Origin of the sequence: Halomonas sp. A3H3, from assembly GCF_000982975.1 — a bacterium.
GTDB lineage: Bacteria > Pseudomonadota > Gammaproteobacteria > Pseudomonadales > Halomonadaceae > Vreelandella > Vreelandella titanicae.
On sequence record NZ_HG423343.1, the window covers coordinates 2,258,439 to 2,270,720 of the forward strand.

Below are 12,282 nucleotides of genomic sequence, written 5' to 3' on the forward strand. Positions count from 1 at the left end.
ATTTTGATAAAGCTATATTTTGATAAAGCTATATTTTGATAAAACTGTATGTTGATAAACCAAGGGGCGCGGCTATTGATCGCCATCACCAACCGCATGGGAAATCGCCTCTTCAAGCACGGCTTGATCGCCTATGTGATTAGCTAGCAACAGGATCAGACGGGCATTGATGCGCTCGCTTTCTGCCTCGCTTCGGTCGCGATGTAGCGCCGTGAGCGCAGCGTAAAAGGCGTCCGGATCAGTGAAGTTCGAATTCAGCTCAAGCCTTGGCATGGCAGCTTTCCTGGAAGGTAGTGTCAGCGGCACCCGCAAGATAAACGCCCAACGCGCGGTCTAATGCGTCTTCAACCCTGCGGGCCGTGATGGCGTGCCAGCGGGCAGCAACGTGTTGATCAGGGCGAATAAGGTACCCGCCACCTGCTTTCAGGCCATATCGTTGTGTCACTAGCCCCTCGGAATCGTCTACGATGGTTGTGCGCGGTAGAGCGCTAAGCTCATCCGTTGCTGGGCCAACGATCACCAGGCTTAAATCAGTGCGACGGCCTAACAGCTCTTTCAACGGCGCGGCAAGCGTGTCGGTGTGTCCATCCTCAAAGCGGCCGTCTAGTAACAACACAAAGCCATCGCCAAATTGATTGAGTAGCCAGGCGTTCTCTTCTCTCAATCGAATGGGAGCGTCCTTGGCCGGGCTGCCGGGGCGCAGTTCTCTCGGGCCACCATTAACATCGGGTGTATTGAGCGGTGAGGTGTCATAGCGGCAGGGCATGGAAAGGCGACCGCTGTTGACCAGGCTACGTGCGAAGGCATGTTTCTCAGCCAGCTCCAGCGTCACATCTCGGAACACTTGGCTGATATGGCTCTTCGGGGTAATAAAATCAGTGGCGCGGGTCGAGTTAAGGATGTTCTCTGCCGCGCCATGCTGGCGCTCAGTGTTGTAGGTGGACAAAAGCGTTTTTGGCGCCTGCTGTTTGAGAACGCGGGCTAGTTTCCACACTAAATTATCCACACCCTGTAGGGCACCATTGGCGCCCCTGGCGCCAAAGGGGGATACCTGATGAGCCGCGTCACCTATGAATATCACGCTATGGTGAATGAAGTTATCCATCTTACGGCAGCGGAAGGTGTAGACACTGGCCCACTCAAGCTCGAACTCCACGTCTTGGCCAAGCATTGCCTGAACTCGTGGGCGAATGTTCTCTTCTTTCTTTTCTTCTTCCGGGTCAGCATCACATCCTAATTGAAAGTCGATACGCCACACATTGTCCGGTTCTTTGTGCAGTAGGACTGACTGATTGGGATGAAAGGGCGGGTCAAACCAAAACCAGCGTTCTGTAGGGAAGTCGGCCTTCATCACCACATCAGCAATCAGGAATCTGTCCTGAAATACTTGGCCTTTGCACTCAAGGCCCAGTATGTCTCGGATTCGGCTGTTAGCTCCATCCGAGACGAGGAGGTAGTCACAAGTCAGCTGGTAATCACCGTCCTGGGTAGAGACCTTGATGGCGGAGCACTCAGGCTGAGCATCGACATCAATGACCTTATGTTTCCAACGAAGGTCAATTTGCTCTGGAAAGTCGTGAGTGCGGTTGACCAGAAACTCTTCAAAGTAATACTGCTGTAAGTTAATAAAGGCGGGCATACGGTGGCCGTCTTCTGGCAGCAGGTTGAAGTCATAGACCTCGCGATCCTGGAAGAAGACGCGACCGTGCTGCCAGGTGACGCCTTTTGCAAGCATCGGCTCGACGCAACCCAGGCGGTCTACAATTTCCAGCGAACGTTTAGCAAAACACAGGGCCCGCGACCCCACGCTAACGGTGTTGTTATCGTCCAGAACAATCGAATTAACGCCTTGGTGAGCCAAGTCGATGGCGGCGGCAAGGCCGCTAGGTCCCGCTCCGACAATCACTACCGGATAGTGGCGAACTTCTTGAATATCGAGTTCAGGCGGGCGCCGATAAGGATAGACAGGATTTTTATAGGTTGTTGGCATCTATTTGCTCCCGTTCAGCGTCGGGTGCGTGACACCCGACTGCTGGGCATGATCAGTGGGTGTCACTGGTGGCACTTACTGATTTTCGACGGCGTCCTGTAGCGAGTGCCACATAGCGGTATCGCGTTCTGCCGTCCAGATGCGGGGATCCGGGTACTCGCCGCCTGCTTCGTCGTAGCAGCGAGTGATATCGAAAGGCACACAGTGATCGAAGATGACCCAGTGTCCATACTTCAGCTTAAGTACCGCGTAGGTCTCGGCGTAACACTCGGATAGAGACTTGCCCGCCGCCTTGCCCGCTTTAACACTTCCATACATATCATTTAGGAAGTCGCGAGTGCCCTGAATGGCTTCCTGGCACTGTTCGGCAGTTTGCAGTGCATCACCGCGGCCGGGCACCAGCTTTTGGGGCTGCATGGATTGCAGGCGATCAAGCGTGGCAGGCCAGTCCTCGTGGTAAGCGTCACCGGTGTAAGGGGTGGCGCCATACTCAACGAGGTCACCGGAAAACATTACTTTTTCCTTCGGCAGCCAGACGACGGTATCGCCCTTGGTATGTCCGCGGCCAAGGTGGATGATCTGTACCTCACGCTCACCCATGTAAACCGTCAGCTTCTCTTGAAAAACTATGTTTGGCCAGGTTAAGCCAGGCACAGAGTCCACACCCTTGAACAGGCGAGGGAAACGACCGACTTCTGACTCATAGTCTTGCTGACCACGCTCGTTGATCAAGTCATAAGTGTTCTGGCTAGCGTAGATATTCTCTGCATCGTACGCGGAAGCGCCGAGAACACGCACGGCATGGTAATGGGTCATTACCACATGCTTAATCGGTAGGTCAGTCACTTCGCGGATACGGCGGATGACATCCTGAGCCATGACGGGCGTTGCCTGGGTGTCGATAACCATCACGCTGTCATCGCCAATCACGATGCCCGTATTGGGGTCACCTTCAGCAGTGTAAGCATAGAGCCCTTCTGCCAGCTTGGTGAAGCTGATCTTCTTCTCTTCGGTATCGGCATGGGACGCGAATTTCTTGCTCATGTTATCTCCGGTGCTATCAGGGTGATTCAGGTATTCATTGAATTGTTGTGTGCTTGAAGGATAGTTTCTAATGAAACTAAATGTCCAATGTTTCATGGACGAATCACTCTGTCTTTTGCATCGTATTGACGATAATTCTTAATAAATCAGGTGATTGTTGCAAATTAATACTTAAGTATAATAAATAAAATCGTGAAATTAGTTGCAAGGGAGAGTATCTGTTGGCACTGTTCCACCTTATGATAGGTGCATTGCTGGAGCCTGCATTCCCAGCTATCGTGCGGATTTTGGTCATCACCACTTCTGATAAACGGTGGCTTTAGGAGAAACAAAATGACGATGGATAAAGCAGACGGCGATGTGTCACTGGAATCTTCAGCCAGGGTAGAGCTGGATCTCAACCAATTTTTACCCTATCAGCTTAACCGTTTAGCTGACCGAATCAGCCAGGCGTTAGAGAAGCTTTATGCCGAGTCTTATGAACTCAATATTGCCCAGTGGCGTGTGCTTGCCTGGCTTAGCCACTGTGATGATTTAACCGCTAAGAAGGTCTGCGCTTACACCAATATGGATAAGGCTCGCGTGTCTCGCGCTATTCAGTCACTGGAAGACCGTGGACTGATAAGCCGCACGCCCTCACAGCAGGATCAGCGACTACATGACTTGCAACTGACGGACGCCGGACAAGCGCTACTCAATAAGTTAGTGCCCGAAGCCCAGGCGTGGGAGGCCGGCCTGGTGTCGACCCTGAGCGTTGGTGAATATCGTGATCTGCTTAATACAATGCGCAAGCTTGAACGGCAACTGGAGAGAATTGGCTAGAGGCTTGATGCTGGGAAGTCGAGCCCAGGTGACAAATCGCATTTTTACCGGTGGTGTGTCGTTAGTGTATCGATAGATAAGATTTGTGTAACAAAAGAGTGGGCGAAAAATAACCCCATATAGCCATTGATAGTCACTCGAAGAAACAATGTTTTTGGTGTAAGTGGTTGTAATTTAATTTAATAATTTAAGTTAATACTTAAGTATTAGAATCTATTAGTTGATGGATCGTTGCATGATCCACGTATCTAAAGGCATTGTGATAAATAACGTGATTCGTATAATTTCTATATTTTAATAATAAAGTATCACGTTAGGCGCAATGAGTGATTAACTAGCAATCTCACCCACCGCACGCATGGCTTATCAACATCATTCAACAAAAACGATGAGCGCTTTACCCAGTTCGTGACGACCAGAGGAAAGAGAAGTGAATAAAACAACAAACCTGATGATCGGCGCTATTGCCGCCGCAACGCTGAGCACCTCCGCCTTTGCACAAACGACAATCACCGTGAGTACCTGGGCTGGTCCCAATCACGGCATCAACACCATGGTATGGCCAACGTGGAAAGCGTGGATTGAAGAAGCCACTGACGGGCGCGTGACCGTTGACGTTGTGCACGACCTCGGACCTCCCGCCTCCCAGATGGAGATGGTCGCCGACGGCATTGCTGATGCTACTTGGGTATTCCATGGCTATAACGCAGGGCGTTTTCTGGCCACTCAGTTACCCGAATTTCCTACCTTTGAAGACTTCTCCTCGGAGAACGCCTCTGCTGCTTATTGGCATACGCATCAGGAGCATTTAGCCCAAGCTGATGAGCATCGCGGCGTTGATGTGGTGGCTGCGGGGGTACATGGCCCGGGTTGGATCTTTAGTCGTGAGCAGTACCAAACTCTTGCTGATTTAGAGAACGAGCGCATTCGCGTCGGCGGCGGGGTCATGGGAGATCTCTCTAATGCCCTTAATCTGACCGGCGTGGCTTTGCCGCCAACCGGGGTCTATGAAGCTGGCTCTCAGGGCGTTATTGATGGCGCTATGCTGGTGCCGGAAGGCCTTAGAAGCTTTCGGGTAGCCGAGGTATTTCCCTATACCTTGACGGTGGATGGGGGCTTTTATCGAGGCAGCTTCACCATTGTAGTGAATCCGAGTATCTGGGATGAGATGTCTGCAGAAGATCGTGCCGCTGTGGAAGACGTCTCGGGTGAGCGGTTATCGCGACTGTTTGGCTACATGATGGATGTATCCGATGAGCGGGGCGTCGAGTTCGCCGAAGAGCAGGGCCATACCTTTACAGCCCTCGGCGACGAAGATCTTGAGACGCTGCGCGGTATCAGTAGTGATCTGGTTGACACCTGGTCCGAGAACGTAAGTGAACGGGGTGTCGATGCGCAGGCGGCGCTCGATTACTTCCACCAACAGCTTGAAGAAGCTGCTACACAAGAGAGCGTGGCATCCTTAGTGCCACAATCATAATTACCCTTCGCCAAGTGGAGGGCGACTATGCAGATCCTGACGTCTCGCTGGTCAAATGTCGGTAGGGTCATGCAGCTGGCGCTGGAGGGGGTGGCGGGTGCCACCCTCTTTGCCTTGATGCTGCTGACGACTGCTGATGTAGTAGGCCGTTATTTCTTTAATTTACCTATCCTTGGAACCGTCGAGTTGACCCAGCAGATGCTGGCCGCTGTGGTGTTCTTGTCACTGCCAGTAGCATGCTGGCGTGAAGAGCACGTTAGCGTGGATCTCTTGGATGCCATATTCCCTGTGCGCTGGATATGGCTGCGCCAGATGATCGTCAACTTAATTATCGCCGTGGCTTTATGGGTGATCGCTACACGGGTTTGGGCACTGGGCGTGCGTGCTTTCGAGTGGGGCGATGTCACTGAGTTTCTACGCATTCCCGATGGTTACCTTATTTACCTGATTGCCATCATGCTGTTTCTTTCCGCTCTACTCACCCTCGGTCGAGCGGTGAGTTACCTCCTAGAAGGCGTGGGTGTGATTAAGTGCGGTGGCCCAGTCAGCCAGGGAGATAAGCATGATTGAAGCACTTTATGGGTTTGCAGCGCTGTTGATATTGGTATTCCTGCGCATGCCTCTGGCTTTTGCCATGGGGATCGTGGGTTTTGTGGGTTTCTACTACCTGACCGGTAACTGGAACGCGGCTGAAGCCATGGCGTCGCGCCGGGTAGTCGACACCGCTAGGGACTACGGTCTATCGGTGATACCACTGTTTATCTTGATGGGTAACTTGGTGTCCCATGCTGGGCTCTCTGATGCGCTATTCCGGGCCTCCAATGGTTTTCTTGGACACCGTAAGGGCGGTCAGGCGATGGCCACCATCGTGGCTTGTGGTGGTTTTAGTGCTATTTGTGGGTCGAGTCTTGCGACCTGCGCCACTATGGGGCGTGTTGCCATGCCCCAGATGCGCAAGTACGGCTACAAGGACTCGCTGGCGGCAGCCTCCATTGCAGCGGGCGGAACCCTTGGGATACTGATTCCTCCCAGCGTGATGCTGGTGATCTACGGCATCATTACTGAGACCAGTATCCGTGAACTGTTTGCAGCGGGCTTTATTCCCGGCATATTGGGCATTGTGATGTATCTCGGCGCGGTTAAGTGGGTTCTGTGGCGTGATCCCAGCGCTGGGCCAGCGGCCGAAAAAGTACCCTGGAACGAGCGCCTTGCGGCCCTAAAAAATGTGGGGAGTACCCTAGCGCTGTTCGTATTGGTTATCGGCGGCATCTATTTGGGTATATTCACCCCAACCGAAGCGGCGGGTATTGGCGCAATGGGCGCCTTTGTGATTGCGCTGCTCAAGCGTGCTTTGACGCCGACGATACTCATGAATGTCCTGATGGACACTGTGCGAACAACAGCGATGCTGTTTGCGGTGGTGTTGACGGCGCTAATCTTTGCTAATTTCATTAACCGCGCGGGGCTTCCCAATGACCTCCTGGCGTTGGTCACCGGGCTGAACGTGGCCCCCTTCGTGGTTATTCTCGTCATCTTGGCCATTTACGTACTGCTAGGCTGTGTATTCGAAAGCATGTCGATGATGCTGCTGACCGTGCCGGTCTTCTTCCCGGTCGTGGCGGGGCTTGGCTATGATTTGGTGTGGTTTGGCATACTGGTGGTTATCGTCATCGAGATTAGTTTGATAACGCCCCCTGTCGGTATGAATGTGTTCGTATTGCGGGCTGTATTACCGGACGTATCAACAGGCACTATCTTCCGCGGCGTTACGCCTTTCTGGGTCGCCGGTACCATACGCGCACTGCTCGTACTTATATTCCCAGCGATCGTGCTTTTTCTGCCGCAGTTACTGTATTAAAACTACGCTATTAATACGGTTCTATTAACGTCCTTGCTAAACAAACGGATGACAGGGTTAAGTGCCCTGTCATCCGTTTTTTTGTATTACATTTTTGTCTGGTTGTATCGGCTGGGACGTTACTGCCGCTTCGCGACCAGCGTTAAAATGTCGTAGCTGGCGACCAGTTCATCATGTTGATTGGTCACCGCTACGTCCCACATCACCACCCCTTGTGGGTGCCCATCGGGAGAAGTTCGGCCCTGATCAATCTTGCGCTTGCAGGTTAGGCGGGCGCGGATAGTGTCGCCGACCAACACAGGTGTAATAAAGCGCAGTGTATCCAGGCCGTAGTTAGCCAGTACGGGGCCTTCGCCTGGGTAAACGAATAGACCCGCAGCGGCAGACAGCACAAAGTAGCCGTGGGCAATGCGCTGGCCGAACTGGGTCTCTTTGGCGGCAATGTCGTCGAAGTGCATATAGAAGTGGTCGCCGGAAAGGCAGCCAAAATTGACGATGTCGGCTTCAGTGACGGTGCGGCGGTGGGTTAACAGTGACTCCCCAACCTGCAGGTCGTCGAAATGGCGGCGGAACGGGTGGACGTCAGTCTCGATCACCTTGGCGCCACGCACATATTCCTTTGTGACTGCCGCGAGCATGCTCGGAGAGCCCTGGATGGCGGTGCGCTGTAGATAGTGGTGAACCGCACGAATGCCGCCGAGTTCCTCGCCACCGCCTGCGCGGCCGGGCCCGCCATGCTTGAGCATCGGTAGCGGAGAGCCGTGGCCAGTGGATTCCTTTGACGCCTGAGCATCCAGAATCTGCAGGCGGCCGTGCTGGGCGGCCAGAATGGGGATCATTTCAGCCGCAATGGCAGGGTCTTTCGTGGTCAGCGTGGTCACTAAGCTGCCCTTGCCCTTGGCGGCGATGGTCAGGGCTTCGTCGATGCCGCTGTAGGGCATTAGCGTCGCGACGGGGCCAAAGGCTTCAATGTCGTGAGCGCCGCCGTCGTTCAACGGGTTACGATTGATCAGCAAGTGGGGAGTAATGAAGGCGCCGTTTTCAGCACCCTGGCCGACAGGCTTAAAGCTGCCGTCTCTGCCGAAGACGCACTCACTAGTCTCTAGCAGTTGTTCAATTGCGTGGTTAACGTCTCTCAATTGGTCACGGGAAGAGAGCGCGCCCATGCGTACGCCTTCTTCATGAGGATCACCGACCACAATGTTGGCAAGCCGCGACTTAAGTGTGTTCGCCAATGCATCCAGATGCTCGGCAGGCACTAAAATTCGGCGGATCGCGGTACATTTCTGACCTGCCTTGGCGGTCATCTCCTTGACCACTTCTTTGGCAAAGATCTCGAACTCTTCGTCTTCCGGGCTAACATCCGGGGCCATGATGGCGCTGTTGAGCGAGTCCGCCTCGGCGTTGAACGGGATGCTCTTCGCCATGATGTTAGGGTGGCTTTTTAATATGAGAGCGGTGTTTGCCGAGCCGGTAAAGGTGACAAAGTCCTGCTCTTCCAGGTGATCCAGTAAGTCACCGGCCCCGCCGATAACCAGTTGCAGCGCTCCTTCCGGCAGCAGGCCAGAGTCGTTGATGACGCGCACGGCAGCTTCGGTCAGGTAGCTAGTGGCGGTTGCCGGTTTGAAGATACACGGCATGCCTGCCAGAAAGGCCGGCGCGAACTTCTCCAGCATGCCCCAAATGGGGAAGTTAAACGCATTGATGTGCACAGAGACGCCGCGGCGGGGCACCAGAATATGGGTGCCATTGAAGTGGTTATCCTTACCTAATTGGGTCACCGGGCCTTCATGGGCCACATTGCCGGAGGGCAGTTCCTTGCGGCCCGTGGAGGCGTAGGTAAATAGGGTGCCGAAACCGCCGTCGATGTCGATCCAGGAGTCGGCCTTAGTGCAGCCAGTGTGGTGAGAGATGGCATACAGCTCACGCTTACGCTCTTGGATATAGGCGGCCAGCGCTTTAAGAATGGCGGCCCGCTGCTGGAAATCCAATGCCAGCATATTTCTCACACCGGTGTTGCGGGCATACGCCACCGCTTCACGGAAGTTGATCTCTTCTTGGTGAGTATGCGCAACGGTTGTGCCGTTAATGGCGCTAATCAGTGCTTTGGACTCGGTCTTTCCGAACCACTGGCCTGCGATGTAACTCTGTAAAACTGGCATTGAGCGTTCTCCCGCAAAACATAGACTAAGCCGACGCGGTCGCCGGCCTGGAAGTAGGTGGGTTAGGGTTTATACCTCGTCATAGTCAAGCACCACCCTGTCGCTGATCGGATAGCACTGGCAGGACAGCACGTAGCCGGCATCGATTTCGTAATCTTCCAGGGCGTAATTGGCGTCCATTTCCACCTCGCCTTCGATGACCTTTGATTTACAGGTAGAGCACACCCCAGCCTTGCATGAGAAAGGGATATCCGCGCCGTGCTCGTTACCTGCGTCCAGAATGCTCTGGGTATTGCGGGGCAGCTCGTATTCAATGGTGCGGCCGTCGATGATCACTTTGATATGCGAGGTTTCTGCTTTCACCTGGGCCGCTTTCGTCGCCTGGCGGCGCTTGGCGCCTGCTGTCGGTAGCCCGGTAGTAAACAGCTCGAAGTGCACTTTTTCCTTCGGCATTCCATGTTGGGTCAGAACACCACGCACGATCTCGGTCATTTCTTGCGGGCCACAGATAAACGCGGCGTCGAGCTTGGATACGTCTACCCAGCGGTCAAACAGGGCGTTGCATTTGTCGGCGTCGATCCGGCCGTTGTAAAGATCGATTTCCTGTTGTTCGCGGCTGAACACGTAAATGATGTTGAGGCGTTCCAGGTAGCGATCCTTGAGATCCTGAAGGCGTTCGCGAAACAGCGTGCCCGTGGTGGAACGGTTGCCATAGATTACGGTAAAGCGGCTCTTTGGCTCGCTTTCCAGGGTGGTGGAAACAATCGACATGATCGGTGTGACGCCACTGCCAGCGGTCACCGCCAGGTAGTGCCCTTCACGGCTGGGATCGAGCGGCACAAAGAACTTGCCCTGGGGCGGCATTACTTCCAGGCGGTCACCGGGCTGCAATTGCTGATTGGCAAAGGTGGAAAAGCTGCCGCCGGGGACTAGCTTGACGGCGACTCTCAGCTCATGTTCGTGGACACCGGTGCAAATCGAGTAGGAACGGCGGACATCCTCACCTTCGATGTCGCGGCGTAGAGTCAGGTACTGCCCTTGGGTAAAGCGAAAAGCGTCCAGCAGGTCATCGGGAATGTCGAAGGCAATGGAAACGGCATCATGGGTTTCCTTGCGCACATCCTTGACGGTTAGGGCGTGAAATCGGCTCATGGGAAATGGTCTCGTCGTTTTACAGACACTTGAAATAATCGAAAGGCTCCAGGCAATCGCGGCAGCGGTAGAGCGCCTTGCAGGCCGTAGAGCCGAATTCGCTGACGCGTTCGGTCGCGTTGCTGCCACATAAAGGGCAGGGCACTACCGGGTCAGACTGGCCGGTCAGGCTACGTTTGCTAGCACTTCCTACCGGTGGTGCGATGCCGTAGGCGCGCAATTTTTCGCGCCCGGCTTCGGTTAACCAATCGGTGGTCCAGGCGGGGGACAGGCGGCGCTGAATTAGCGGGTCTGAGTAGCCAGCGGCCACCAGCGCTTCATGGATATGCTGTTCGATGACTTCTGTGGCCGGGCAGCCGGAGTATGTTGGGGTTACATTGACCACCAGCCGTCCATCAAGCCAAGTGATATCGCGCACAATGCCCAGCTCAACCACACTGACCACAGGCACTTCTGGGTCGGGCACTTCCTGTAGTACAGCCAGCACGGCGTTGACATCGCCTTCGTCACCGGCGGGCGGCAGCCCGCTGCGGTCGCTGCCGATCAAGTCGCTGGAAGGCCAGTCATCGGTAAGCCTGTCATCGCTAGACGCAGACGGATGGTTACCAGACGGTCGCATCGGGATATGCCCTCGGCAGATATTGCATTTCCGCCAACAGAAAGCCCAGGTGCTCGGTGTGATGTCCGACTTTGCCGCCGGTATACATCCAGGCGTCGTAAGAAGGCCGCTCCAGCGTGGCTTCTTCAAGCACCTCTTCCACGGTCGCTTTCCAGCGAGTGGCAACGGTTTCCAGGTCAGGCGCGATGCCAGCTTCTAACATGGCCTGATCAATCTCGTCGCCCTGCAGTAGCTCACCGGTGAACTGCCAGAGGTTGTCGAGCGCTCGCTGCATGCGGGTGTGGCTCTCTTCCGTGCCATCACCCAGGCGAATCACCCATTCAGAGGAGCGACGTAAGTGGTACGTTGCTTCCTTAAGCGACTTGGCGGCCACTTCAGCAATGCGTGGGTCGCTGGCGTGAGTCAGCCCATCAAGCAGGTGTACGTGCCAGGCATCGAACAGGAACTGGCGCCCCATGATGTCGGCGAAGTCACCGTTGGGCTGTTCAACGAGCAACAGGTTGCGAAAATCCTGGGCATCGCGGCGAAAGGCTAAATAGTCGGCATCATGGCCCTGGACTTCCATTTCAGCAGCCATCAGTTCAGCAGCATAGCCCAGCCAGTTGCGGGCCTGACCGAAGAGGTCGAGGCCCACGTTCATTAAGGCCAGTTCCTCTTCCAGCGCTGGTGCCTTGCCGCACAGTTGTGCGTGGCGCTGGCCGAGTACCAAGTCGTTGTCGCCAAGGCGCAGTAGGTAATCAATCAACGGGGTTTGTGTTTTTTGAGCTGTGTTTTTCTGAGCCGAGCTTCGATGAGATATGTTTTGCATCGCTACCTCCCTTACATGTGGCCGACTTCTTTCGGCAGTTTGTAGAAGGATGCGTGGCGATAGACCTTATCGTTAGACGGGTCGAACAGCGGCTCTTTCTCGTCGGGAGAAGAGGCGGTGATTTCGCTGGCCGGAACCACCCAGATGCTCACCCCTTCATTGCGACGGGTGTACAGCTCACGGGCGTTTTCGATTGCCATGCGGCGGTCGGCTGCATGCACACTGCCGACGTGCTTGTGGTTAAGACCGTGCTTGCTGCGTATAAAAACTTCAAAGAGGGGCCAGTCAGCCATGAGAAAAGCCTCAGTGGTCAGAGGAGTCTCGTCTCGCAAGACTCCATGTTGTTT

The 12,282-nt window shown here is 54.5% G+C and carries 12 protein-coding genes; 4 read left to right on the plus strand and 8 right to left on the minus strand.

Translation table 11 applies throughout. The features are described from left to right. Positions 1-72: 72 nt before the first annotated feature. From HALA3H3_RS10075 to HALA3H3_RS10085, 3 genes are all read right to left on the minus strand, one after another. Positions 73-273, minus strand: coding sequence for a DUF2783 domain-containing protein (locus tag HALA3H3_RS10075; protein WP_022521432.1), 201 nt, complete (start codon positions 271-273; stop codon positions 73-75). Beyond that, positions 260-1,990, minus strand: a complete 1,731-nt coding sequence (locus HALA3H3_RS10080; RefSeq protein WP_022521433.1) for an FAD-dependent oxidoreductase — start codon at positions 1,988-1,990, stop codon at positions 260-262. Before HALA3H3_RS10080 ends, HALA3H3_RS10075 begins: the two co-directional genes overlap by 14 nt. Positions 1,991-2,065: 75 nt before the next feature. Then, the gene (locus tag HALA3H3_RS10085) at positions 2,066-3,034 is read right to left on the minus strand and encodes an MBL fold metallo-hydrolase (protein ID WP_022521434.1); all 969 of its coding nucleotides are present in this window, start codon (positions 3,032-3,034) and stop codon (positions 2,066-2,068) included. A gap of 333 nt (positions 3,035-3,367) precedes the next feature. Here HALA3H3_RS10085 and HALA3H3_RS10090 point away from each other — a divergent pair, with 333 nt between their 5' ends. The 4 genes from HALA3H3_RS10090 to HALA3H3_RS10105 all read left to right on the plus strand — a co-directional run bounded on the left by HALA3H3_RS10090 (position 3,368) and on the right by HALA3H3_RS10105 (position 7,194). Beyond that, positions 3,368-3,856, plus strand: coding sequence for a MarR family winged helix-turn-helix transcriptional regulator (locus tag HALA3H3_RS10090; RefSeq protein WP_022521435.1), 489 nt, complete (start codon positions 3,368-3,370; stop codon positions 3,854-3,856). Positions 3,857-4,286: 430 nt separating this feature from the next. After that, on the plus strand, positions 4,287-5,336 hold the full coding sequence (locus tag HALA3H3_RS10095) for a TRAP transporter substrate-binding protein (protein WP_009286067.1): 1,050 nt from the start codon (positions 4,287-4,289) through the stop codon (positions 5,334-5,336). Between the two features lie 27 nt (positions 5,337-5,363). After that, positions 5,364-5,906 carry a TRAP transporter small permease gene (locus tag HALA3H3_RS10100; protein WP_022521436.1) on the plus strand — a complete coding sequence of 181 codons (543 nt, stop codon included), beginning with the start codon at positions 5,364-5,366 and terminating at the stop codon, positions 5,904-5,906. Beyond that, positions 5,899-7,194, plus strand: coding sequence for a TRAP transporter large permease (locus HALA3H3_RS10105; protein WP_022521437.1), 1,296 nt, complete (start codon positions 5,899-5,901; stop codon positions 7,192-7,194). The genes HALA3H3_RS10100 and HALA3H3_RS10105 overlap by 8 nt, the downstream gene beginning before the upstream one ends. A gap of 119 nt (positions 7,195-7,313) precedes the next feature. On the opposite strand, the gene paaZ is transcribed toward HALA3H3_RS10105, so the two are convergent. From paaZ to paaB, 5 genes are all read right to left on the minus strand, one after another. After that, a complete protein-coding gene (gene paaZ, locus HALA3H3_RS10110) occupies positions 7,314-9,356 on the minus strand; it encodes a phenylacetic acid degradation bifunctional protein PaaZ (RefSeq protein WP_022521438.1) in 2,043 nt (680 codons plus the stop codon). 69 nt (positions 9,357-9,425) lie between these two features. Further along, the gene (gene paaE, locus HALA3H3_RS10115) at positions 9,426-10,508 is read right to left on the minus strand and encodes a 1,2-phenylacetyl-CoA epoxidase subunit PaaE (RefSeq protein WP_022521439.1); all 1,083 of its coding nucleotides are present in this window, start codon (positions 10,506-10,508) and stop codon (positions 9,426-9,428) included. Positions 10,509-10,527: 19 nt separating this feature from the next. Then, positions 10,528-11,127: a 1,2-phenylacetyl-CoA epoxidase subunit PaaD gene (gene paaD, locus HALA3H3_RS10120; RefSeq protein ID WP_022521440.1), complete on the minus strand. Its 600-nt coding sequence runs from the start codon at positions 11,125-11,127 to the stop codon at positions 10,528-10,530. After that, on the minus strand, positions 11,111-11,935 hold the full coding sequence (gene paaC / locus HALA3H3_RS10125; protein ID WP_022521441.1) for a 1,2-phenylacetyl-CoA epoxidase subunit PaaC: 825 nt from the start codon (positions 11,933-11,935) through the stop codon (positions 11,111-11,113). Before paaC ends, paaD begins: the two co-directional genes overlap by 17 nt. A gap of 11 nt (positions 11,936-11,946) precedes the next feature. Continuing rightward, a complete protein-coding gene (gene paaB / locus HALA3H3_RS10130) occupies positions 11,947-12,228 on the minus strand; it encodes a 1,2-phenylacetyl-CoA epoxidase subunit PaaB (RefSeq protein WP_022521442.1) in 282 nt (93 codons plus the stop codon). Between the last annotated feature and the right edge of the window lie 54 nt (positions 12,229-12,282).

Coding starts and splice junctions, on each gene's coding strand:
- HALA3H3_RS10105 (WP_022521437.1), top strand. CDS start 5,899: ATGATTGAAGCACTTTATGGGTTTGCAGCGCTGTTGATATTGGTATTC.
- HALA3H3_RS10075 (WP_022521432.1), bottom strand. CDS start 273: ATGCCAAGGCTTGAGCTGAATTCGAACTTCACTGATCCGGACGCCTTT.
- paaZ (WP_022521438.1), bottom strand. CDS start 9,356: ATGCCAGTTTTACAGAGTTACATCGCAGGCCAGTGGTTCGGAAAGACC.
- paaE (WP_022521439.1), bottom strand. CDS start 10,508: ATGAGCCGATTTCACGCCCTAACCGTCAAGGATGTGCGCAAGGAAACC.
- paaC (WP_022521441.1), bottom strand. CDS start 11,935: ATGCAAAACATATCTCATCGAAGCTCGGCTCAGAAAAACACAGCTCAA.
- HALA3H3_RS10085 (WP_022521434.1), bottom strand. CDS start 3,034: ATGAGCAAGAAATTCGCGTCCCATGCCGATACCGAAGAGAAGAAGATC.
- paaD (WP_022521440.1), bottom strand. CDS start 11,127: ATGCGACCGTCTGGTAACCATCCGTCTGCGTCTAGCGATGACAGGCTT.
- paaB (WP_022521442.1), bottom strand. CDS start 12,228: ATGGCTGACTGGCCCCTCTTTGAAGTTTTTATACGCAGCAAGCACGGT.
- HALA3H3_RS10090 (WP_022521435.1), top strand. CDS start 3,368: ATGACGATGGATAAAGCAGACGGCGATGTGTCACTGGAATCTTCAGCC.
- HALA3H3_RS10080 (WP_022521433.1), bottom strand. CDS start 1,990: ATGCCAACAACCTATAAAAATCCTGTCTATCCTTATCGGCGCCCGCCT.
- HALA3H3_RS10100 (WP_022521436.1), top strand. CDS start 5,364: ATGCAGATCCTGACGTCTCGCTGGTCAAATGTCGGTAGGGTCATGCAG.